21 protein-coding genes are annotated in these 21056 nt (G+C 70.2%); 9 read left to right on the top strand and 12 right to left on the bottom strand.

The window, feature by feature from the left end:
- The first annotated feature begins 136 nt into the window (after positions 1 to 136).
- A complete protein-coding gene (locus AB0C26_RS35745; RefSeq protein WP_360256751.1) occupies positions 137 to 769 on the top strand; it encodes an RNA polymerase sigma factor in 633 nt (210 codons plus the stop codon).
- Positions 766 to 1614: a hypothetical protein gene (locus AB0C26_RS35750; protein WP_360256753.1), complete on the top strand. Its 849-nt coding sequence runs from the start codon at positions 766 to 768 to the stop codon at positions 1612 to 1614. Before AB0C26_RS35745 ends, AB0C26_RS35750 begins: the two co-directional genes overlap by 4 nt.
- 21 nt (positions 1615 to 1635) lie before the next feature.
- On the opposite strand, the gene AB0C26_RS35755 is transcribed toward AB0C26_RS35750, so the two are convergent.
- Positions 1636 to 2466, bottom strand: a complete 831-nt coding sequence (locus AB0C26_RS35755; RefSeq protein WP_360256756.1) for a type II CAAX endopeptidase family protein — start codon at positions 2464 to 2466, stop codon at positions 1636 to 1638.
- Between the two features lie 217 nt (positions 2467 to 2683).
- Between AB0C26_RS35755 and AB0C26_RS35760 the strand changes: the two genes are divergently transcribed.
- Positions 2684 to 3889 carry a serine hydrolase domain-containing protein gene (locus AB0C26_RS35760; RefSeq protein ID WP_360256758.1) on the top strand — a complete coding sequence of 402 codons (1206 nt, stop codon included), beginning with the start codon at positions 2684 to 2686 and terminating at the stop codon, positions 3887 to 3889.
- Positions 3890 to 3902: 13 nt separating this feature from the next.
- Here the strand turns inward: AB0C26_RS35760 and AB0C26_RS35765 are convergent, their stop codons facing one another.
- Entirely contained in the window at positions 3903 to 4328 is a 426-nt protein-coding gene (locus AB0C26_RS35765; RefSeq protein ID WP_360256761.1) for a MarR family transcriptional regulator, read from the bottom strand.
- A gap of 86 nt (positions 4329 to 4414) precedes the next feature.
- Between AB0C26_RS35765 and AB0C26_RS35770 the strand changes: the two genes are divergently transcribed.
- Together AB0C26_RS35770 and AB0C26_RS35775 are read left to right on the top strand one after the other, a co-directional pair.
- Positions 4415 to 5359 (top strand): NAD(P)-dependent oxidoreductase, encoded by a 945-nt coding sequence (locus AB0C26_RS35770; RefSeq protein ID WP_360256763.1) that lies wholly within the window; start codon positions 4415 to 4417, stop codon positions 5357 to 5359.
- 56 nt (positions 5360 to 5415) lie between these two features.
- Positions 5416 to 5811, top strand: coding sequence for a helix-turn-helix domain-containing protein (locus AB0C26_RS35775; protein WP_360256765.1), 396 nt, complete (start codon positions 5416 to 5418; stop codon positions 5809 to 5811).
- On the opposite strand, the gene AB0C26_RS35780 is transcribed toward AB0C26_RS35775, so the two are convergent.
- Complete coding sequence (locus tag AB0C26_RS35780; RefSeq protein ID WP_360256767.1) at positions 5808 to 6215, bottom strand: RidA family protein; 408 nt, start codon at positions 6213 to 6215, stop codon at positions 5808 to 5810. The genes AB0C26_RS35775 and AB0C26_RS35780 overlap by 4 nt on opposite strands.
- Before the next feature lie 228 nt (positions 6216 to 6443).
- On the opposite strand from AB0C26_RS35780, the gene AB0C26_RS35785 reads away from it, so the two are divergent.
- The gene (locus AB0C26_RS35785; RefSeq protein WP_360256769.1) at positions 6444 to 7364 is read left to right on the top strand and encodes an SDR family NAD(P)-dependent oxidoreductase; all 921 of its coding nucleotides are present in this window, start codon (positions 6444 to 6446) and stop codon (positions 7362 to 7364) included.
- A 13-nt stretch (positions 7365 to 7377) separates the two neighbouring features.
- Here AB0C26_RS35785 and AB0C26_RS35790 read toward each other — a convergent pair whose 3' ends face one another.
- Genes AB0C26_RS35790 through AB0C26_RS35815 form a run of 6 tightly spaced genes read right to left on the bottom strand, consistent with a single transcriptional unit; the run spans position 7378 to position 14009 of the window.
- Positions 7378 to 8181: a hypothetical protein gene (locus tag AB0C26_RS35790; RefSeq protein ID WP_360256771.1), complete on the bottom strand. Its 804-nt coding sequence runs from the start codon at positions 8179 to 8181 to the stop codon at positions 7378 to 7380.
- Entirely contained in the window at positions 8175 to 9038 is an 864-nt protein-coding gene (locus AB0C26_RS35795) for an amidohydrolase family protein (protein ID WP_360256773.1), read from the bottom strand. Before AB0C26_RS35795 ends, AB0C26_RS35790 begins: the two co-directional genes overlap by 7 nt.
- Positions 9031 to 10350, bottom strand: coding sequence for an enolase C-terminal domain-like protein (locus AB0C26_RS35800; RefSeq protein ID WP_360256775.1), 1320 nt, complete (start codon positions 10348 to 10350; stop codon positions 9031 to 9033). The genes AB0C26_RS35795 and AB0C26_RS35800 overlap by 8 nt, the downstream gene beginning before the upstream one ends.
- Before the next feature lie 17 nt (positions 10351 to 10367).
- Complete coding sequence (locus AB0C26_RS35805; protein ID WP_360256777.1) at positions 10368 to 11408, bottom strand: ABC transporter permease; 1041 nt, start codon at positions 11406 to 11408, stop codon at positions 10368 to 10370.
- Positions 11401 to 12915, bottom strand: coding sequence for a sugar ABC transporter ATP-binding protein (locus AB0C26_RS35810; protein WP_360256779.1), 1515 nt, complete (start codon positions 12913 to 12915; stop codon positions 11401 to 11403). Before AB0C26_RS35810 ends, AB0C26_RS35805 begins: the two co-directional genes overlap by 8 nt.
- 29 nt (positions 12916 to 12944) lie before the next feature.
- A complete protein-coding gene (locus tag AB0C26_RS35815; protein WP_360256781.1) occupies positions 12945 to 14009 on the bottom strand; it encodes a sugar ABC transporter substrate-binding protein in 1065 nt (354 codons plus the stop codon).
- A gap of 203 nt (positions 14010 to 14212) precedes the next feature.
- Here AB0C26_RS35815 and AB0C26_RS35820 point away from each other — a divergent pair, with 203 nt between their 5' ends.
- The 3 genes from AB0C26_RS35820 to AB0C26_RS35830 all read left to right on the top strand — a co-directional run bounded on the left by AB0C26_RS35820 (position 14213) and on the right by AB0C26_RS35830 (position 17884).
- Complete coding sequence (locus AB0C26_RS35820; RefSeq protein WP_360256783.1) at positions 14213 to 14917, top strand: FadR/GntR family transcriptional regulator; 705 nt, start codon at positions 14213 to 14215, stop codon at positions 14915 to 14917.
- Between the two features lie 112 nt (positions 14918 to 15029).
- Positions 15030 to 17189: a protein translocase subunit SecD gene (gene secD / locus AB0C26_RS35825; protein ID WP_360257137.1), complete on the top strand. Its 2160-nt coding sequence runs from the start codon at positions 15030 to 15032 to the stop codon at positions 17187 to 17189.
- 77 nt (positions 17190 to 17266) lie between these two features.
- On the top strand, positions 17267 to 17884 hold the full coding sequence (locus AB0C26_RS35830) for a TetR family transcriptional regulator (protein ID WP_360256785.1): 618 nt from the start codon (positions 17267 to 17269) through the stop codon (positions 17882 to 17884).
- A gap of 168 nt (positions 17885 to 18052) precedes the next feature.
- On the opposite strand, the gene AB0C26_RS35835 is transcribed toward AB0C26_RS35830, so the two are convergent.
- From AB0C26_RS35835 to AB0C26_RS35845, 3 genes are read right to left on the bottom strand one after another with little or no spacing between them, the layout of a single operon-like run.
- Positions 18053 to 18844: an alpha/beta hydrolase gene (locus AB0C26_RS35835; RefSeq protein ID WP_360256787.1), complete on the bottom strand. Its 792-nt coding sequence runs from the start codon at positions 18842 to 18844 to the stop codon at positions 18053 to 18055.
- Positions 18845 to 18879: 35 nt separating this feature from the next.
- Positions 18880 to 20301, bottom strand: coding sequence for an NAD(P)/FAD-dependent oxidoreductase (locus AB0C26_RS35840; RefSeq protein WP_360256790.1), 1422 nt, complete (start codon positions 20299 to 20301; stop codon positions 18880 to 18882).
- 1 nt (position 20302) lies between these two features.
- On the bottom strand, positions 20303 to 20860 hold the full coding sequence (locus AB0C26_RS35845; protein ID WP_360256793.1) for a hypothetical protein: 558 nt from the start codon (positions 20858 to 20860) through the stop codon (positions 20303 to 20305).
- Between the last annotated feature and the right edge of the window lie 196 nt (positions 20861 to 21056).

Raw genomic sequence — 21056 nt, forward strand, 5'->3', positions numbered from 1 at the left:
TTTGGCAGTGCCAACTATTGCGGCAGAGGAGTCCTGGCGCAAGACCTCCCGGTTATGGCCAGAAACACAGGACACTCGCCGTACGGGAACTCGACGGGCGCTGGGGGCATGAACAGGTGTGAGCACAATGCCGGGGATGCCGCCGAAGCCCCACTCCGCCCGTAGCAGACCACCGGACGCCCCGGAGAGTCAGCTCGGCGACGGCGAGCTGTGGCGCCGCGCGATCGCCGGAGACCCGGACAGCTTCGGCGTGCTGTTCGACCGCCATGGCGACGCGATCCACAGCTACTGCGCTCGCCGCACCGGCTCCCTGGACACCGCCGACGACCTGGTGTCCATCGTCTTCCTCGAAGCGTGGCGCCGCCGCCACGACGTCGAGCTCATCGACGGCAAGGCACTCCCCTGGCTGTACGGCATAGCCCGGCGCACCATCCAGCGCCGCTGGCGCACCACCCGGCGCCACCGCGCCGCCCTGGACCGCCTGCCCGCCATCGCTAACGAGCCCGACCACGCCGACGGTGTCGCCGCCCGGCTGGACGATCAACGTCAACTGGCTCGGCTACAGGCGGCCTTCGCCCGGCTCCGTCCAGCCGAACAGGAAGTCCTGACCCTGTGCGTCTGGCAGGGCCTGGACTACGCCTCAGCCGCACTCGCCCTGGGCGTGCCCATCGGCACCGTCCGCTCCCGGCTGTCGCGAGCACGAGCCCGGCTGCACGCCGACGATCCCGTCCCGAACACCTCCACTGTCACGGAACCGGAGCTGTCATGACTTCCACCCTCGGCGGCATGGACCGTGAGCGGCACGCCGCCGTACGCGCCCTGCTGGTGCGGGAAGCGGCGACCGACCGCCGGCCGGTCTGGGCGCGGCCCGCACCGCGCCGCATCGGCCTGGCCCTCACGGCGGTGGCCGCCGTCGCCGTCACCTCCACGGTCATCCTCACCGCCGACCCCACCGCCCCGGCCGGCTACGCCAGCTGGAGCGCCGTCCCCACCAGCGCGACCACCGCCGCCGAGGCGAGCCGGCAAGCCGGCGACGAGGACATCGCCACCCAGGCGTCCAAGTGCACCGACCTCACCGGCATCGGCGTCGGCATCCAAGGCGTCCCCGCCCGCCCACAGGCGGCCGCCCGGCGCAGCATCCTGATCGACCGCCGCGGTGACTGGACCTACTGCGTGGACATCACCAAAGGCTCCGGCACCGCCCGCGACCCCCTCATCGTCATCAGCGGCCTGAAAGGCGGCGACGACTTCCAAGGCGGGTCGTCCACGGTGTGGGACCACCCCTACACCTGGCCGGCCGGCACCGACGTCCAGGTCCTCGGCGGTACGCCGTACGCCACCCCGGACGAGGACCCCACGACCGCGAACTACTCCCTCAACGGCTCCCTGGGCCCCCAAGTGAACGGCGTCGACATCAACCTCGCCGACGGCACCACCGTCACCGCCACCATCCACGACGACTTCTGGGCCGCCTGGTGGCCCGGCCAGGCCACCACCGCCCGCGTGGACACCCTCACCATTCACACCAGCACCGGCACCAGCTACGACGTCGACCCCCGAACGATCCAGCTGCCATGGGCCCGATACGGAGCACACACAAGCGTCTGGCGTTGACAGGCGTTCCGGGGACATCGATCACCGGGCAACCGTGGTGGCCTCGGTGACGCCGGCGCTCCGGCCACCCGGCCGGACGATGTGACCGCGGCGGTGGGCCACGATGAGGAAGACGATGGTCAGCAGGGTGCCCGCGCCGACCGCCGCCACGCCGCCCTCGGGACCGAACTCCCCGCCGGTGAACAGCTTCGGACCGGTGATCGTGACGTCGAGCAGGCCCTGACCGAGGCCGTTGCCGGACGACGTGAGGCTGAAGATGCCGGCGAGCAGGAAGTTCCAGGCGAAGTGCAGGCCGATCGGCACCCACAGGTTGCGGAAGGCGGCGAAGCAGGCGGCCAGCATGAACCCGGCTTCGACGGCGATGGCGAGCGCCCCCCAGAGGGTGGCCTTCTCGTTGAGCAGGTGCATGGCGCCGAACGCCACACCGGTCAGGATCAGCGACGGGTACGTGCCGATCCGCTCCTCGACGATCCGGAACAGCACCCCCCGGAACAGCACCTCCTCGGTCACGGCGGCGGCCGCCATGAACCCGAGGATGCCGGCCGTGTTCGGCACCGAGCCGATGCCGCCGACGTGGAAACCGCCGTTGAAGGCCAGGTTCACCGCGACCGACGCGAACATCGCACCGCCGATCAGCGCCCCCGCGGCGAATCGGGAAACGCCGCCGGCCAGTTCGGTGACCTCGCGATGCTCGGTGCGCCGCACCACCCAGCGGTAGGTGAGGATGGTCAGGACCGCCGACAGCAGGCCGACGGCGAGGGTCAGCCACGGGTTGTCCCGCACCGCGGCGGTCGCTTGACCGCCCACCACCATGACCACCAGCACGGCCAGGAACTTTTTGACGAAACGCATGACGACTCCTTCACCAGGCCCGCGGCCCGGGGCGCCGCACTGAGAGGAAGGCTATGGATCAACGGCCCGGAAATCGTCACCGCACAGTGGACACCTGCGGGTAGCTCGCTCGGGGGACAAGGATCTGCCCCGGGCCAGGTGTCCCTCGGGCGGGGGACGACGGAGTGTCCACCGTGTGGTGACGTTTTCTCTCATCGATCTTTCTAGCGTCGTCGGCATGAGGAAATCATTTGCGGCCGTCATGCTCGCGGCGACGGTGGCGGGAGCCACCGTGGTCGGTGTCGGAGCCGCACAAGCCACAACCAACGGCTCGGGCCTGGGCGCCACGCTGCAGTCCGACGCTGACGCCCTACAGAGGTACGGGGCACCCGGCGTGCTGGTCGAACTGGACACGCCGCGCGGTGACATCCGGGTGCGTAGTGGTCACGGCAACGTCGCGAGGCGCACCCCGATCGCGTGGGACGCGAAGTTCCGGATCGGCAGTTACACCAAGCCGTTCGTGGCGGCGACGGTGCTGCAGCTCGCCGGCGAACGCAAGCTGTCGCTGGACGACAAGGTCGAACGGTTCCTGCCCGGCCTCATCCGCAGCAACGGCAACGACGGCCGGAAGATCACCGTCCGGCAGCTTCTGCAACACACCAGCGGCCTGCCCGAGTACACCAACGCCATGACCGCCATGGGCACCGAGGAGGGATTCCAGGAGTCGCGCCTGCGTACCTGGACGAACGCCGAACTCGTCGGCCTGGCCACGCGGTTCCCGGCCGACTTCGCGCCGGGCACGCGGTGGAGTTACTCCAACACCGGCTACGTCGTGGCCTCGATGATCATCGAGAAGGTCACCGGCCACACCTGGCAGCAGGAGGTCCGCGACCGGATCGTGCGGCCGCTCGGCCTGCGCGACACCTACCTGCCGGGGACCACGCCGACGATCCCGCGCCCGCACGCGGTGGGCTACCAGCGGTTCCCCGGCCTGGGCGCGACGCCGGAGGACCCCCGCTACGGCGAGCCGATCGACGCCACACTGTTGAACCCGTCCCTGGCCGGCCCGGCCGGTGAGATGATCAGCACCGCGGACGACGCCAACACCTTCCTGCGGGCGCTGGTGACCGGCAAGGTGCTCAAGCGCGCCCAGCTCGCCGAGATGCAACGCACCGTGGCGACCGACGACAATCTGCGGGCCAGGTGGCCCGGCGCCCGGTACGGCCTGGGCATCGTGTGGGCGGACAACTCGTGCGGCGGCTACTGGAGCCACGGCGGCGACATCCCCGGCTTCATGACCCGTAACGGCGTCACCCCGAACGGTTCCCGCAGCGTCACCGTGTCGATCAACACCGACTCGCTCAAGCCGGACCCCGGCGTGCGGATGCCCAAGGCGGACATCACCACCGACCTGGTCGACCACGCCCTCTGCAACGCCCGCTGAGCCCGGGGTCCGCTCAGTTCTCCACGAGGGTTCGCAGCGTCCGGCGGAACTGATCCGACGCACTGGGGCTGGTCCCGGCCAGGAACGTGCTCTCGGCCTTTCGGTACGCGACCTGAGCCGCGTCGTAGATCTGCAACCCCTGCTCGGTGAGCTCGACGACATTCTTGCGCCGGTCCGCGGGGTCGGGTCGTCGCGTGACGACGCCCTTGCGTTCGAGCACGTCCAGCAACGCCACCATCGTGGTGCGGTCGACGCCGAGCGTCTGCGCCACCTGCAGCTGCGACGCCGGTTCTCGGTTGGCCAGGACCCGAAGCGCCCCGAATTCCTTGCTGTCGATCCCCAGCGGTTCGAGCGCCGCGTCCGTCAACGCCGTGAGCTTCTGGGTCGCGTGCTTGAGGAGGTACCCCAGGACCTCGTGCGGGTCAGCGCTTGTGGACATGACCACCATCTTAGGCGTACTCTGATCGTCAGCACTACTGATCGTTTGAGTTCCTGACAATCAGAGTCACTTCGAAAGGCATCACCATGATTCTCGTCACCGGAGGAGCCGGCTTCATCGGCTCCCACACCGTCCGCGCCCTCACCGAGGCCGGTGAGGAGTGCGTCCTGCTCCAGCGCCGCACTCCGCAGGCTCCCCCGCACCTCACCGACCTGCCCCTTCACCTCGTCCAGGCCGACGTCGCCGACCTCGACGCCCTGCTCGCCGTCGGCCGGCAGTACCCGATCACCGGGATCGTGCACCTCGCCGTCGCCCTGCCCTGGCCGGTGACCGACGACGACCCGATCGAGGCCACCGGGGCGGCCCTGGAGGCGTTCCTCAACATCGCCCGCGCCGCGCAGGCCTGGGGTGTGCGCCGTGTCGTGACCGCGAGCACCATCGGCGTCTACGGCTTCGCCGCCGAAGGTGGGCTGACCGAGGACGTGCCGATCTCCTTCGAGCACTCCCACCCCATCCCCACGTTCAAAAAGATCACCGAACTCCTCGCCGGCCACCTCTCGGACGTGACGGACGTGGAGATCGTCAACGCACGCATCTCGGGAACCTGGGGCCCCGGCGGACACCTGCCCGACCCGTTCTTCGCCGCCCCTTCCCTGGCCGACGCCGCAGCCCGGCGCGCCGAGCCCGACCTGTCGGGGCTCATCGCGCCGCCGCACGCGGAGGACGCCCTCGACCTGCTGTACGTCAAGGACACCGGTCGCGCGCTCGCGCTGCTGCAGCTCGCGCCGAAGCTGAGCCATTCCACGTACAACGTCGCCTCCGGTCGCGCCACGAGCAACGCCGACGTCATCACCGCGATCCGCTCCGTCGAGCCGGAGTTCCGGTGCGACCTTCCCTCGGGCGGAAACCGCCCGGTGAGCTGGCTCGACATCACACGCCTGCGCGAGGACACCGGTTTCGAACCCCGGTACGACACCGCCGCCGCCGCCGCGGACTACATCGCCTGGCTGCGCGCGGGGAATCAGCGCTGACCCCGCGCCCCGCGATACTCTCTGTCAGTTACTCAGGAACCGAAGGAGAGTGTTGGATGGGAACTCGGGAAGAGATCAGTGGGCTGCCGCCGGAAGCCGATCTGGCCCGGGCGGACTCGCTGGCGCGCGAGATCTTCTCGGATGTCGCCAACAAGTGGGCTCTGCTGATCATCGAGTTCCTGGGCGACGGCGCCCTGCGCTTCGGTGAGCTCCGTACCAAGATCGGCGGCATCAGCCACAAGATGCTCACCCAGAATCTGCGGATGCTGGAACGCAACGGGCTGGTGGAGCGAACCGTCTACCCCACCATCCCGCCGCGTGTGGATTACACCCTCACCGAGGCCGGCGAGGGGTTGCGTCAGGTGGCCGACGGGATGTGCGGTTGGACCCAGCGGTACCTCGGTCACATCGAGGCGTCCCGTAGCCGATTCCGCGACCCGGCCGCCGGCTAGTCCAGCACGGCGACGGCCTCCAGCTCCACGAGGTGCTCCGGCACGTCGAGCGCCACGATGCCGAACAGCGACGCCGGTGCCGCCGGGGTGACGCCCAGCTTCGCCGCCGCGCGGCTGATCCCGTCCAGCACCAGCGGCATCTGCTCGGGCTTCCAGGCGACGACGTGCATGGTCAGCTTCACCACGTCGGCGAAGGTCGCGCCGACGCCGGCCAGAGCGGTTCCCACGTTCAGGTAGCACTGCTCGACCTGGGCGGCGAGATCGCCGTCGCCGACCAGCGCGCCCGACTCGTCCCAGGAGACCTGGCCCGCGACGTGGATGAGCTTCGACCCGGTGGCCACCGACACGTGTCGGTAGATCGGGATCTCGGGCAGCCCGCTCGGGTTCACCAGGGCTACGGCCATGTCAATTGCCTCCGTACTTTCTTTCGGTTACTGGAAAACCGTAGGAGGCCGATACCGATCGCGGAAGAACGCACTTTTTAGTGCCCCGGTCACCAAAAGGTGACCGGGGCCCGAAAAACCGGTCCCCCATGCGAGCGACAGCGAACTGTCCACTCCGTGGTGACGCTTTCGGCGAACTGATCGCTCTAGCGTCATCGGTGTTGCCAGCCGAGGGGAACGGAGAAAAATATGCACACGCTGGTCATGACTGGCGCGACCCGGGGAATCGGGCGCTTCGCAGCGGCCGCCCTGCTGCACGACGACCCGGAGCTCCGGCTTGTCGTCCTCGCCCGTGAGTCCACCAGCGCCCAGGCGATGCGTGAGCTACGGGCCGACGACCGGGTCACGGTCGTGAACACCGAACTGGCGAGTATCGACAGTGTCGAGTCGGCCGGCCGAACCGTGGGCGCTCTGCTCGACGCGGGAGAGCTGCCGCCGCTGCGCGGGTTCGCCGGCAACGCGGGCGTCCAGTTCACCGATGCCCTGCACACCACACCGGATGGCCTGGAGACCACGTTCGCCGTGAACGTGCTGGCCAACCATCTGCTTCTGCGTGCACTCGAATCCCGGCTGGCCGGCCCGGCCCGGATCGTGCTCACGAACAGCGGCACACACTTCGGGGATCTACGGCACACGTACGGACTGACCCCGGCACCACGCTGGGCCGACCCGAGCGTCCTGGCCCGGCCGGGCGCCTTCCCGTCGCCGGCGAGCGCCGCCGCGGGGTACACCGCGTATGCGACCAGCAGGCTCGCGGCGATGTACCTGGTGCACGAGTGGGCGAGGCGCCTGCCTCCTGGCGTGGACATCGTCGCGCACAGCCCCGGCCTGGTCCCCGCCACCGGGCACGGCCGGCACGCCAAGCCCTTCGCCCGCTTCCTCAACGACCGGGTCGTCCCGTTGCTCACGGTGACGCCGGCCATCGACGACGCCGCGACGGCCGGCCGCCGGCTCGCCGCCACCATCACCGGGCGCACGGCCGCGCCGTCCGGCTCGTACGTCGACCGCACCCGCGTGACACCCTCGTCGAGCGAGTCCTACGACGCCGACCGCGAACGCGCCCTGTGGGACTACCTCGAGGCTGTACGGCTGCGCACCATGAACGTATGACCGGCGGCGGACTTCAAACAGATGGGCGCCAGACCACGCTGACGTAGAAGAGGCGGGGGTCGTCGCCTGCCCCGTATTCGTGGTAGGAGGAGACGCTGCCTGAGCCGGCGGGGTGGCGGATCAGGTCCCGGGTCATGCCTGTGGCCTTCATGAGGGCGTCCCGGGCTGTCACCGGCTCCAAGTCGCAACCGAAAGCGCGCAGCGCTTCGGGGTATTCGGCGAATGGGTGTGAGCGGCGCCAGGCCGCGTGCTGCCAAGTGTCTGACTTGGACTGCTGGGCCAGCACCAGAACAGCTTCGGCGGGAATGGGAAAAGCGTGGGGGAAAGCGGGTGGAAGACCGCGTTCGTCGAGCGATTCCAGGAATGTCACGCCGGTGAGGATGTGGGCGTTCGCGTCGTATTCGTAAGGCGGCGCCGGTGGGCGAAGCGGCTCCAGGCGGCCGGACACCCCGCCGGCGTCGAGCGCGGCCAACGCCGCCGCGACCACCCGCGGGGCCTGGCCGGCGTGGTCCTGCAGATCCAGGTGGAGGGTCGGGCCGTCGTCGCTGAGAAAGGCGTCTGCCGCATTGGGTAAGGGCGCGGTGGGCTCGTCGGGGTGGGGGATGGCTCGGACGGCGTCCGCCGCGGCTCGTAGCGCGGCCATGGCCATCTCGTCGTCGGGAGATTCGCGGATCACCAGCACGGCTTGACCGGGGCGGTCGGCCACATAGGCGGCCAGGGCGGCCTCGTCTCGGTGCAGCATGGCCGAGATTCTGGCACGGGCATCGACGTCGGTGAACGGAAAACGGCAACCGTCGGCCTCACAGGCGGTCAACATCCGTAGAAGGAGCGGGCGGTGCCGGACAGCACGGCGCCGGCCTCCTCGGGTGAACAGCCGGACAGCAGACCGTCGACCGTCGCGGCCCAGCGGTTCCAGCCGCCGGCCAGCGTGCAGACCGGCCAGTCGGACCCGAACATCAGCCGCCGCGGGCCGAACGCGGACAGCAGCACCTCGACGACCGGCCGGATGTCGGCCGGGCTCCAGAGCGCATGGTCGGCCTCGGTGATCAGCCCGGAGACCTTGCACATCACCTGCTCGTGCTCGGCCAGGCGGCGCAGCTGCCGTTCCCAGTCCGTGAGGTCGCCACCGGCGATCGGTGGCTTGCCCGCGTGGTCGAGGACCATCGGCAGCTCCGGCAGACGCTCGGCGAGGCGGATGGCCTGGGGGAACTGGTGGCTGCGGACGAGAAGGTCGTACCCGAGACCACGTTGCCGGGCCGCCCGCAACCCGCGCTCGACGTCCGGGCGCTGCAACCAGCCGGGATCGTCCTCGCCCTGGACGAGATGACGCAGACCCCGCAGGTACGCGCCGCCCGGCCCGGCGCTCAACTCGTCGAGAACGTCGCCGACCGCCGGCGATGTCAGATCCACCCAGCCGACCACGGCTCCGACCAGCGGATCCTCGGCGGCCAGGGCCAGAAGCTCCCTCGTCTCGCCGACGGAAGCCAGGCAGTGCACCAGCACCGTGGTCCGCAACCGCCGGCCGGCGATCGGACGGGTGGCCGCCGCGGCCAGGTCCGCGGTGCCGAACGCCCGGCGGATCGGCTGGTGGGCCGGTTCGTCCAGCCAGGGCTGCGGGCGCCGGTCCAGATCCCACAGATGGTGATGGGCGTCGACCAGGCCGGGGTCAGACACGGGAGGACCAGACCGGACCGTCGGGGTACGCGTACTCCTTGAGCGCCCGCGGCAGCATCTGCGCGCTGAGCCCGGGCCGGGCCGGGGCCTGATAGCGGCCGTCGCGCAGGCGTACCGGGTCGACGAAATGCTCGTGCAGATGGTCGACGTACTCGATCACCCGGTCCTCGACCGTGCCCGAGACGGCGACGTAGTCGAACATTGCCAGATGCTGCACCATCTCGCACAGGCCGACACCGCCCGCGTGGGGGCACACCGGGACGCCGAACTTCGCGGCCAGCAGCAGGATCGCGATGTTCTCGTTGACGCCGCCGACCCGCGCGGCGTCGATCTGCACGATGTCCACGGCGCCGGCCTGCAACAACTGCTTGAAGACCACCCGGTTGGCGACGTGCTCGCCGGTGGCCACCTTGATCGGCTGGACTCCGGCTCGTACGGCGGCGTGCCCGAGGATGTCGTCGGGCGAGGTGGGCTCCTCGATCCAGTACGGCCGGTCGGGGGCGAGGGCCCGCATCCACTCGATCGCGGGCGCGACATCCCACCGCTGGTTGGCGTCGACGGCGATCCGCACGTCCGGGCCGACCGCGGCCCGAGCGGCCCGCATCCGGCGGATGTCGTCCTCGAGCGACGCGCCGACCTTCAGCTTGATCTGGGTGAAACCGTCGGCCACCGCCTCCCGCGCGAGCCTGGTCAGCTTCTCGTCGGAGTAACCGAGCCAGCCCGGTGTGGTGGTGTACGCCGGGTAGCCGGTCTCGATGAGCCGGGCCGTGCGTTCCGGCCGGCCCGGTTCGGCCCGGCGCAGCAACTCGAGCGCGTCCTGCGGGGTGAGCGCGTCGCCGAGCCAGCGGAAGTCCACCTGCGACACGAGTTCGCCGGGTGACATCTGGCTGAGGAAGCGCCACACCGGCAGGCCGGCCCGTTTCGCGGCCAGATCCCACGCCGCGTTCACCACCGCCCCGGTGGCCATGTGGATGACGCCCTTCTCCGGCCCGAGCCAGCGCAACTGCGGGTCGTGGGTCAGGGCGCGAGCGAAGCCGCCCAGGTCCGAGCAGATGTCGTGCACATCCCGGCCGACCACGTACGGTGCCAGCGCGGCGATGGCAGCCGCCTGCACGTCGTTGCCCCGCCCCGTGGTGAAGGCCAGCGCGTGACCCTCCAGACCGTCCGGGGCATCGGTCCGGAGGATGACGTAGGCCGCGGAATAGTCCGGTTCGGGATTCATGGCGTCGGATCCGTCGAGATGCTCCGACGTCGGGAAGCGCACGTCGAGCACGTCAAGGCCGATGATCGAAGCAGCGCGAACAGCAGTCATGGGGTCACTCCGGTCGTTCAGTCCTGGGCCTTGCCTGAGGTGATCCGGGAGAGCACGAGGGCGATCAGGATGATCGCGCCGTTCAGGGCGCCGATCCATTGCGCCGGTACGGACGCCAGGGTCAGCACGTTCTGGATCAGATAGAGCAACAGGATGCCGGTGAAGGCCCCGAACACGGTGCCCTTGCCGCCGTTGAGGCTGACGCCACCGATCACCGCCGCGGCGAAGACGGTGAAGATGTAGCCGTTTCCCTGGGCCGCGGCGACCGATGCCAGCCGCCCGGACAGGAGCAGGCCACCGAGGGCGGCGAGGACGCTGGCCACGATCAGCACGATGGTCAGAACCCGCTCGACGCGGATGCCCGCGGCCCGGGCGGCGTCGGCGTTGCCGCCGATGGCGTAGAGAGCGCGGCCGAACCGGGTGTAGCCGAGCACCACGATGCCGGCCGCGAACAGCACCAGGCACAGCCACACCGAGGCCGGCAGCCCGAGCCACACGGCCGTGCCGAGGTACATCATCGACGAGGGCAGCCCGAAGAAGGTCTGGCCGCCGGAGATGCCGGTGAGCAGGCCGCGGAGCACGATCAGCATGCCCAGGGTCACGATGAATCCGTTGAGCCCGAACCGCACGATCAGAACCGCGTTGGCGGCGCCGACCAGAACGCCGACCAGCAACGTGATCGGCACCGCCCAGACGCCGGAGAGCGCGCCGAGGCCGTGCCCGGCGCCGGCGGCCACGGTCAGCCACGCCGCGATGCCGGGCGCGAGGCCGAAGGTCGACTCCAGGGACAGGTCCATCTTGCCCGCGATCAGAACGAGTGTCTGTGCCAGCACCAGCAGAGCGATCTCCGACATCGTCTGCAGGATGTTGATCAGGTTGTCGCGGTTGAGGAACACCGGGCTGACCAGTTGCCCGATGACGGCGATGGCCACGATCGCCGGCACCAGCACCAGATCGCGCAGCCGGGCGAAACGGATCCGGGCCGTACGACGGCCGGATCGCGGCGGCGGGTCGGGTGCGTCGCGCTGGGACGCCTGCGCGGTTGCGGTGTCAGACATGCCGGTTCAATCCCTCCATCGCGGCCACCAGTTCGTGGTCATGCCAGCCCCGTGGCAGTTCGGTGACGAGGCGCCCTTGAAACAGCACCAGGACCCGATCGCAGGGGCGCAGGTCGTCCAGTTCGTCCGAGGCGACGAGCACGGCGGTGCCGCTGTCGGCGGCCTCGTCGACCTTGCTCAGCAGGAACTCCTTCGACCGGACGTCGACGCCGGCGGTCGGGTTGATCAGCACCAGCAGGCGCGGCTGACTGGCCAGAGCGCGCGCCATGACCACCTTCTGCTGGTTGCCCCCGGACAGAGCGCGTACGGCAAGCTCCGGACCGGTGGTCTTGATCGCCAAGCTCTCGATCATGGCGCGCGCCTCGGCGTCGGTCCGGCGCCGGCTGATCAGGCCGGCCCGCCCCAGGCGCCCGGCGATCGTCATGGTGGCGTTGTCGGCGATCGACATGTCGGCGACGAAGCCCTGGCGGTGCCGGTCCTGCGGGACGAACCCGATGCCCGCGGCGAGGCCGGCGCCGACGTCGCCGGGTTTGACCGGCGTGCCGCCGACGGTGATGGTGCCGGACGCGGGTCGCCGCAACCCGACGATGGTCTCGGCCAGCTCGGTCCGCCCGCTACCGCCGGCTCCCGCCACGCCGACGATCTCGCCCGGCCGGATGTCGAGGCTCAGCTCGGCGAAATTGTCCCCGCTCAGATCACTGACCCGCAGCATGGGCGTCCCGGCGGCGCTGACCGCCGGCCGTTCCCGGGTCGCCGTCAAGCCGCCCGCGTCGCCGGTCATCGCGGCGACGAGATCGGCGCGCGGCAACTCGGCGACCGGTGCGGTGACGATCCAGCGGGCGTCCCGGAAGACCGTCACCGTGTCACAGATGTCGTAGACCTCTTGCAGGTGGTGGCTGATGAACAGGAAGGTGACCCGCTGCGCCTGCAGCTCGCGGATCTTGCTGAACAGGCGGGCGATCGCGGCGGCGTCCAGCTGGGCGGTGGGCTCGTCGAGGATGATGAACCGTGCCCCGAAGGAAAGCGCGCGGGCGATCTCGACGAACTGCCGCTGCTCCACCGAGAGGTCGCCGGCCAGCGTGCGGGCGTCGACCTCCACCCCGTACGTGGCCAGCAGCTCCCGCGCCCGCCGCCGCACCCCCGGCCAGTCCAGGAGACCGGCGCGGCCGCGGTCCTGCCGGTTGAGGAAGAGGTTCTCGGCCACCGACAGCGAGCCGATGATGGTCGACTTCTGATAGACGCAGGCCACCTCGCGGCGCCATGCGTCCCGGTCGCTGATCCTCGGCGCCGGCCGCCCGCCGAACCGCAGCCGGCCGGCGTCCGGTTGCTGCAGTCCGGTCAGGATCGAGACCAGCGTGGACTTCCCGGCCCCGTTGCGGCCCACCAGAGCGTGCGTCTGCCCCGGCTGCACGACCAGATCGGCGTCGTGGAGGGCCACTGTCGATCCGAACCGCTTACTGATCTTCGTCGCCTCCACCACGGGCAGGGCGGCCTGGTTGTCACTCATGTCGTGCTGCCTCCGCTCGCCGGGTCGCCTCAGCTGAGGTTGTTGCCCCAGAGCGATTTGTCGTCGGACTTCACGCTCGGCACGCCGCCGTAGGTGGCGCCGTCCGCCGTGACCAGCGGGGCCTGCAGCTGGTCCTCGAGAAGTCCCGGCCGGACCTGGATGATCGTGCTGTCGTGGTCGGTCGGTCCCGGCTGGAAGGTCTTGCCGTCGATGGCGTCCTTCACGTACGACAGGGCGTACTTGGCATAGAGGTCGGCGGGCTGCGACACCGTGGCGTCGATCTCGCCGGCGGCGATGCCCTTCAGCTCCTGCGGGATGCCGTCGTTGCTGACCACGAAGACGTGTTTCGGATCGGTCGGCGGCACCAGCAGGCCGCGCTGTTTGAGCAGCTGCAGCGTGCCGGCCAGGGCGAAGCTGGACTGCATGTAGACGCCCTTGATGTCGGGGTGCTCGGTGAGCCGGGTCTGCAGTTTCTGCGAGGCGACGGCGCCGTCCCAGTTGGTCGCCTCGCCGAAGACCGTGATGTTCGGGTAGTTCTTCTTCATGCAGTCGTTGAACGCCTCGGTGCGGTCCCGGCCGTTGATCGAGTCCAGACCGCCCTGCAGCATCACGACCTTGCCGGCGCCGTTGAGCTTGGCCCCGAGGAACTGACAGGCCTTCTCGCCGTACGCCCGGTTGTCGGCCCGCACCACCATGAAGACGTTGCCGGTGTCGGGCCGGGTGTCGACGGTGACCACCGGAATCTTCTTCGCCTCGAGCTGCTGCAGCGTCGGCGCGATGGCGGCGGTGTCCTGCGGGGCCATCGCGACGCCCTTGACGCCCTGACTGATGAAGGTCTGCACGTTGGCGGTCAGCTTCGCCACGTCGTTCTGCGAGTTGGTCGTCTTCAGATCGACGCCGAGCTCGCCGGCGAACTGCGGTGTGTATTTGATGTACGAGTTCCAGAAGTCGGTGTCGGAACGCGGGTAGTCCACCCCGACCAGGGGCTTGCCGTCGGCGGAGGCGCCGGCGCTGCCGCCGTCGTCGCCGCACGCCGCGGTGAGCGCGGCGGCCAGCAGAAGCGCGGCTCCCGCGGTGCCGGTTCGAAGTCTCATCGGTGCTCCGATCTATCGCCGTCGATGGAACCGGACATGGGATGTCTTTGTAGACCCGTAGACGCAGCCCTGTCCATAGATCCGGCCGAAATTGCCGCGTAATGCCGAGTTAACCGAAAGCCGGGCTGGCTCCGCCGTGCTGAAGTACTCGGCTGACATGGGATGTCTCTGCTACGTTGGGCTCCCGGCAGGGAGGATCGACAGTGTCGTTGACGGACAAGGCCATCGCCCGCATCCGCGAGCTCATCCTCACCGGGGAGCTGCGCCCGGGCTCCCGGCTGCCGCCCGAACAGCAGCTCGCCGCCGACCTCGGCCTGGGCCGCAACCTCATGCGAGAAGCGGTCAAAGCGCTGGTGGTCGCCAATGTCCTGGAGGTACGCCGGGGCACCGGCACCTACGTCACCAGCCTCGAACCCGAGCTGCTGCTCGAGGGCGTGGGCGTGGCGGTCGAGCTGCTACAGGGTCATACCCTGCTGGAGCTGACCGAGGTACGCCGGCTGTTCGAGCCGGTGGCAACCGGCCTGGCCGCCGAGCGCATCTCCGGCGACCAGCTCGACGCCGTACGCGGACATCTCGAGGCCATGCGCGGCGCCCGCGACGACGTGGAGCTGCTCAACGAGCACGACGCCGCTTTCCACCGCGCCGTTTTCGCCGCCACCGGCAACCGGACCTTGTCGACGCTGCTGGACGGCGTGTCGAGCCGGACTCTGCGGGCCCGGGTCTGGCGCGGCCTCGTCGACGACAACGCCGCGGGACGAACCCTGGCCGAACACGAAGCGATCTACGCGGCCCTGGCCGCCCACGACGGCCCGCTGGCGCACGCGGCCGCGCTCCTGCACGTCGCCACGACCGAGAGCTGGCTGCGCGCCCACCTCGAGACCGAGACGGCGGAACCGGACGAGATCTGAGGCCTCGCGGCCCGGAGCCGGCCAACGTGGAACGAGCCGCCTGGTCCGGACGAGGCCAGGTATCATCGGTCCTCCGGCGAGGGGAGTACGGCGTGCGGGCTGAGCAGCGCAGATCGTTCTCGAAACCCGGGACGGCGAGTTCGCCCGGGCCACCACCGCCACCACCGACGAGGCGCTCGAAGTGCTGCGCCGCCGCGTCGACGAACTCGGCGTCGCCGAGCCGGCGCTGGCCCGCTCCGGTGATCGCCGGATCATCGTGGAACTGCCCGGCGTCACCGATCCGGCCGAGGCGGTAGGGGTCATCGGCCGTACCGCCCAACTGACGTTCCATCCCGTTCTCGGCGTCGTCGCCGCAGAACCTTCCCCCGGCCCGAGTGGCGCGCCCAGCGGGGAGCTCGTCCTTGCGGCGGAGAGCGGCGAACGGTTACGGCTGGGACCCGCCGCCCTGTCCGGCCAGCAGGTCGACAGCGCCACCGCCGCCCTGGACCAGTTCACCGGCTGGCAGGTCGGCCTCGACTTCCGCGGTGCCGGCGGAGAGACCTGGCGCAAGCTGACCGCCGACGCCGCCTGCGCCGCACCCGGTGATCCCGCACGGCGGGTCGCCATCGTCCTGGATCGGGAGGTGATCTCCTCGCCGCAGGTCAACGAGGACGTCGCCTGCGACGCCGGTATCGCCGGCGGCCGCACCCAGATCACCGGCGACTACACCGAGAGCGAGGCGAAGGATCTCGCCCTGCTGATCCGCGCGGGCGGGCTCCCGGTCCCGGTCGAGGTCATCGAACAGCGTACGGTCGGCCCGAGCCTCGGCGCGGCGGCGATCGAGGCGTCCGCGACAGCCGCGATCCTCGGCATGATCGCGACCATCCTGTTCATCATCGCCGTGTACCGGCTCATCGGCGGGATCGCCGCGATCGCCCTCGTCTGCTACGGCCTCATCTCCTACGCCGCGCTGCTGGCCATCGGGTCCACCCTCACCCTGCCGGGACTGGCCGGTTTCGTTCTCGCCATCGGCATGGCCCTGGACGCGAACGTGCTGGTCTTCGAAAGAGCCCGGGAGGAGTACGCGGCCCGCGGCGCCCGCCGCAGCCTGCGAACCGCCCTGCGAGGCGGGTTCAGCAACGCCTGGACCGCGATCATCGACTCCAACATCACCACACTGCTCGCCGCCGGGCTGCTGTTCTTCCTCGCCTCCGGCCCGGTGCGCGGCTTCGGCGTCACGCTGTCCATCGGTGTTGCGGTATCCATGTTCACCGCTCTTGTCCTGACTCGGGCGCTGGCCGGTCCGCTGGCCGATGCCCGCTGGCTGAACCGGCGGCCGGCCTGGAGCGGCCTCGCCGGCATCGGCTGGGTCCGGAGCAGGCTGGAATCCCGCGATCCCGACCTGATGGGACGCCGACGGCTATGGCTGGGGGTGTCCGCCGCGGCGGTGGTGCTCGCGGTCGCCGGCATCGGGATCCGCGGGCTGAACCTCGGAGTGGAGTTCACCGGCGGCCGCCTCGTCGAATACGCCGCCACCGCCCCGCTTTCGGCCGACGCGGCGCGAGACGCGGTCGCCTCGGCGGGACTGGAACGGGCGGTCGTCAACACCTCCGGTGACGGCAACATCAGCGTCCGGGCCGGCGCCTTCGGCGAGGAAACCGAAACGAAGGTACGGTCCGCGCTGGCCCGAGCGGGCGGCGGCGACATCCAGCGGCTGCGCGACGAGAAGATCGGGCCGACCCTCGGTGAGGAGTTGCGCCGCAACGCCCTGATCGCGCTCGGAGTCGCGCTCACCGCACAACTGATCTATCTGGCCGTCCGGTTCCGCTGGCAGTGGGGAGCGGCAACCGTGCTGGCCATGCTCCACGACGTGCTGCTGGTCGTGGGCGTGTTCGCCTGGCTGGGACGGCCCATCGACGGGGTGTTCCTGGCCGCCGTGCTGACCGTCATCGGGTACTCGGTCAACGACTCGGTCGTCAACTTCGACCGGATCCGCGAGCTGGTCCGGCCGAAGGACCGGCGCGGCACCCCGTTCTCGAGGCTGGTCAACACCGGCAGCCTGCAGACCGTGCCCCGCACCGTGAACACCGGCCTCGGCGCGGTCTTCATCCTCACCGCGCTCGCCGTGCTCGGCGGCGACTCCCTCGTCGACTTCGCGCTGGCCCTGCTGATCGGCATCGTCGTCGGCACCTACTCCTCGGTGTTCCTCGCCGCACCACTGGCGATCGTCTTCGAGTCCCGTCCCGGCGGTCTCGCCGCCGCGCCGCGGGCGCCCTCAGCTCACGGCTCCTGACACGCGCACCGGGCGTGACCCGCGTTCGTCAGGTACGCAGGCTTCAGACCGAACGTTCTACCCGCTAAGCTGGTGGCATGACGCGCGGCACAACCGATACTCGAGCCTCGGAATCGCGACCCTCCGAGGCTCGGCAGCGACTTCTCAGCACGGCGAGTCAGATCTTCTACGCCGACGGCATCCACGCGGTCGGCGTCGACCGGATCATCGCCGAGGCCAAAGTTACCCGGGCGACCTTCTACCGGCACTTTCCCAGTAAGGACGACCTCGTGGTCACCTATCTGCGGGAAGTGCACCAGATGGACCGCGGCGCCATCACCGCGGCCATCGCCGCCAACGCGACGGCGGCCGACGCCCTGCTGGCCATCGCGGACACCATCGCCGCCGGCATCAAGCGCCCGGGGTTCCGCGGCTGCGCTTTCCTCAACGCCGCCGCGGAGTTCCCCGACGTCGACCACCCGGTGCACCAGCAGATCATCGCCCACCGCCAGTGGTTCCTGGACACCCTCACGACGCTGATGGCTCAGGTCGCCGAGGACTCGTCCGACGCCGCCGCCCGCCACTTCGTCATGCTGCGCGACGGTGCCATGGCGGCCGGCTGCCTGTTCAACCCCGACCTGATCGTCGACACCTTCCAGCGCGGCGTCGAGGGCCTGGTCCGCATCCACGGCCAGCGTCAGCCGGCCGAGCGCTGACCGGCGGGCTGAACTCGGTGACACCGCTCGGCAGACCGGTGCAGCCGACGGGTGATCGGCGTGGTCCAGGCGCCATCAGAACGCGTCGTCACCGGTCAGGAATGCGATAGCCGCGCTGCTCCCCCGGCCAAAAGCGGCGCGGGGCTCACGCACGTCCGAGCGCGAAAGTCATCGCGAGGCCTGCTCGATGATCTTCGTGACGGCGTCGGGCCGGCTGAGCATGACCGCGTGCGACGCGTTCACCTCGGTGATCTTGGCGCCGGCGCGGACGTCCATCTTGCGCTGCAGGGCCGGGTTGATGGCCTTGTCCTGACGGGTCAGCAGGGCGTACGACGGGATCTTGCGGAAGCCCTCGGTCGCGCTGGCGTCGGTGACCGCCTTGGTGTTGGCCGGGCGCTGAACGGTGGCCAGGTTGGCCGCGTCGTCCTTGCTCAGGTCGCCGGCGAACGCCTCGCGGAACTTCGCCGGGTCGATGATGACCTCGGCGCCCGCGGGCACCGGGGTGGTGATCAGCGGCAGGGCCGGGGTGGACTGCGCGGCGAGCTCGCCGATGGTCTCGCCCTGGACCGGGATGAAGCCGGCGATGTAGACCAGCGACTTCACATCGGGTACGGCGGTGGCGGCGTTGGTGATGACCGCCCCACCGTACGAGTGGCCGACCAGGACCTTCGGGCCCTTGATGGTGGCGAGGTAGCTGGTCACGTACGCGCTGTCGCTGGTCAGTCCCTGGATCGGGTTGGCGATGGCCTTGACCGGGTAGCCGTCGTGGCGCAGCCGCTCGATGACGGGGTTCCAGCTGGACGAGTCGGCCCAGGCGCCGTGCACGAGCACGATGGTCGGCTTGGCCGGCTTGGTGTTCTTGCCGGAGGCCATGGCGGCGGCCGGAACAGCGGCCGCACCGAGCAGGGCGAGGGTGGTGGCGCCGACGACGGCGGCACGGCGGGAGAGACGGATACGCATTTCAGATCGAACCTTTCGATTGGTTGGACGGCCGCTCAGCGGCCGTAGGTCTCCAGGAGGCGCAGCCAGACCTCGCTGACGGTCGGGAACGCCGGGACGGCGTGCCAGAGCCGGTCGATCGGCACCTCGCCGACGACCGCGATGGTGGCGGCGTGGATGAGTTCGGCCACGTCCGGGCCGACCAGGGTGAAACCGACGATCACCTGGCGGTCCTCGTCGACGACCATCCGGGCCTGACCCGCATAGCCCTCGGCGTGCAGCACCGAACCCGAAACCGCGCCCAGGTCGTAGTCGATGACCCGGATGTTCAGGCCGGCCTTCTCCGCCGCGGCGGCGGTCAGGCCGACCGAGGCCACCTCGGGCTCGGTGAACACGACCTGCGGCACCGCCCGCTCGTCGGCGGTGGCCGCGTACCGGGCGTACGTACCGGTGTCGGCCGGCTCGCCCTTGGCCCGGGCCGCGATCGCGTCGCCCAGCACCCGCGCCTGATACTTGCCCTGGTGCGTCAGCAGCGAACGCCGGTTCACGTCGCCGGCGGCGAACAGCCACTCCCCCGCGCCGGCGACGCGCAGGGCGTCGTCGACCGTGAGCCAGGAGCCGGGCTCGAGACCGATGGTGTCGAGCCCGAGCTGCTGGGTGTTCGGAACCCGGCCGATGGCGACCAGCAGTTCGTCGGCGGCGATCTGCTCGCCGTCGGTGAGCGTGACGTGCACCGTGCCGGACTCGTCGCGGCGGACGGAAACCGCCTCGGCCCCGAGCCGCACGTCGACACCGGACTCGCGCAGCGCCTGGGTGACCCGCTCGCCGGCGAACGGCTCGGCCAGGTGGAGCACGCCGTCCCGGGCGAGCATCGTCACCTTGGCGCCGAGGCTCGTGTAGGCGGTGGCCATCTCCGAGGCCACGACGCCGCCGCCGATGACGATGAGCCGGCCGGGAACCGCCTTGGCCGAGGCCGCCTCGCGGCTGGTCCACGGCTTAGCCTCACGCAGGCCCTCGATGTCGGGAACCAGAGCGCTGGTCCCGGTCGCGACGACCACCGCGTGCCGGGCGGTCAGCGTGGTCACGGCTTCGTCGGCGCTGTACACCTCGACGATCCGCTCGCCGCTGATCCGGCCCTGGCCGCGGTACAGCCTGATGCCGGCCGAGTCGAGCCAGGAAACCTGGCCGTCGTCCTTCCAGTTCGACGCGAACGAGTCACGGCGGGCCAGAACGGCCGCCGCGTCCAGCTGTCCGGTGACCGCTTCGCGGGCGCCGGGTACCTGGCGGGCCGCTCGCAGCGCGGCGGTGCTGCGCAGCAGCGCCTTGGTGGGCATACACGCCCAGTACGAGCACTCACCACCGACCAGCTCCCGCTCCACGATGGCGACCGACAGACCGCCCTGCACCGCCCGGTCGGCGACGTTCTCGCCGACAGGGCCGGCACCGATCACAACGACGTCGTACGTGGTGTCGCTCATGTCAGTTTCCCTTTGCGGTACGGCCGAGCCGGACGGCGGCGATGAGGAAGAAGATGGCGCCCGGGATCGCGTAGCCGACCGCGTTGGTCATGGCGGGATCGGTCGCGGAGGCGGCGGCGAAGAACGACGAACCGGCGAGCACGGAGAGGCCACCGCTGATGATCATCGGCCACTGGCCGCCCATCTTCCGGCGGGTGACGCCGACGAACAGCTGGACCAGACCGGCCACGACGGCCCAGGCGCCCCAGACGCGCAGCACCGCCGGGATGCCGGAGGAACCGGCGATGGCCAGGCCGACCGCGGCGATCAGGCTGACCGCGATGTTGACGTACAGCAGGGCCGGCGAGCCGGTGGAGCGCGACGAGCGGGCGTCGATGACGGCGGCGGCCACGTCGACCAGCGGGTAGATCACCAGGAGGGTGGCGCTGAGCCCGGTGAGCTCGTCGGCGACCGCGAAGGTCACCCCGGCCCAGACCAGGGCGAAGGCGGCCCGGGCGAAATACAACCGCCGCAGGGCGGCCGCCGTCGTCGAGATGCCGGGAGCGGCAACGGTGGTCATAGTCATCCTCTCGGTGTTTCGTGAGCGAACGGACGTCCGGCGAGGCGCCGGGGACCGACCACCACGTGAAAGAACGAACGTTCTGTTGTGGCCAACCATGAGGACTCCTCGAATGAATGTCAAGACGGAACGTTCTATCCGACACGTTCGTCACAAGGAGTTCGGCGCGAACAAGGGCCGGTCGGTGATTCCTGGA

Source organism: Actinoplanes sp. NPDC048796, assembly GCF_040650035.1.
GTDB lineage: Bacteria > Actinomycetota > Actinomycetes > Mycobacteriales > Micromonosporaceae > Actinoplanes.

What these genes read in the sequence shown, in the direction of transcription:
- AB0C26_RS35745 (WP_360256751.1), top strand. Translation starts at nt 137, where the DNA reads ATGCCGCCGAAGCCCCACTCCGCCCGTAGCAGACCACCGGACGCCCCG.
- AB0C26_RS35750 (WP_360256753.1), top strand. Translation starts at nt 766, where the DNA reads ATGACTTCCACCCTCGGCGGCATGGACCGTGAGCGGCACGCCGCCGTA.
- AB0C26_RS35755 (WP_360256756.1), bottom strand. Translation starts at nt 2,466, where the DNA reads ATGCGTTTCGTCAAAAAGTTCCTGGCCGTGCTGGTGGTCATGGTGGTG.
- AB0C26_RS35760 (WP_360256758.1), top strand. Translation starts at nt 2,684, where the DNA reads ATGAGGAAATCATTTGCGGCCGTCATGCTCGCGGCGACGGTGGCGGGA.
- AB0C26_RS35765 (WP_360256761.1), bottom strand. Translation starts at nt 4,328, where the DNA reads ATGTCCACAAGCGCTGACCCGCACGAGGTCCTGGGGTACCTCCTCAAG.
- AB0C26_RS35770 (WP_360256763.1), top strand. Translation starts at nt 4,415, where the DNA reads ATGATTCTCGTCACCGGAGGAGCCGGCTTCATCGGCTCCCACACCGTC.
- AB0C26_RS35775 (WP_360256765.1), top strand. Translation starts at nt 5,416, where the DNA reads ATGGGAACTCGGGAAGAGATCAGTGGGCTGCCGCCGGAAGCCGATCTG.
- AB0C26_RS35780 (WP_360256767.1), bottom strand. Translation starts at nt 6,215, where the DNA reads ATGGCCGTAGCCCTGGTGAACCCGAGCGGGCTGCCCGAGATCCCGATC.
- AB0C26_RS35785 (WP_360256769.1), top strand. Translation starts at nt 6,444, where the DNA reads ATGCACACGCTGGTCATGACTGGCGCGACCCGGGGAATCGGGCGCTTC.
- AB0C26_RS35790 (WP_360256771.1), bottom strand. Translation starts at nt 8,181, where the DNA reads ATGTTGACCGCCTGTGAGGCCGACGGTTGCCGTTTTCCGTTCACCGAC.
- AB0C26_RS35800 (WP_360256775.1), bottom strand. Translation starts at nt 10,350, where the DNA reads ATGACTGCTGTTCGCGCTGCTTCGATCATCGGCCTTGACGTGCTCGAC.
- AB0C26_RS35805 (WP_360256777.1), bottom strand. Translation starts at nt 11,408, where the DNA reads ATGTCTGACACCGCAACCGCGCAGGCGTCCCAGCGCGACGCACCCGAC.
- AB0C26_RS35810 (WP_360256779.1), bottom strand. Translation starts at nt 12,915, where the DNA reads ATGAGTGACAACCAGGCCGCCCTGCCCGTGGTGGAGGCGACGAAGATC.
- AB0C26_RS35815 (WP_360256781.1), bottom strand. Translation starts at nt 14,009, where the DNA reads ATGAGACTTCGAACCGGCACCGCGGGAGCCGCGCTTCTGCTGGCCGCC.
- AB0C26_RS35830 (WP_360256785.1), top strand. Translation starts at nt 17,267, where the DNA reads ATGACGCGCGGCACAACCGATACTCGAGCCTCGGAATCGCGACCCTCC.
- AB0C26_RS35835 (WP_360256787.1), bottom strand. Translation starts at nt 18,844, where the DNA reads ATGCGTATCCGTCTCTCCCGCCGTGCCGCCGTCGTCGGCGCCACCACC.
- AB0C26_RS35840 (WP_360256790.1), bottom strand. Translation starts at nt 20,301, where the DNA reads ATGAGCGACACCACGTACGACGTCGTTGTGATCGGTGCCGGCCCTGTC.
- AB0C26_RS35845 (WP_360256793.1), bottom strand. Translation starts at nt 20,860, where the DNA reads ATGACCACCGTTGCCGCTCCCGGCATCTCGACGACGGCGGCCGCCCTG.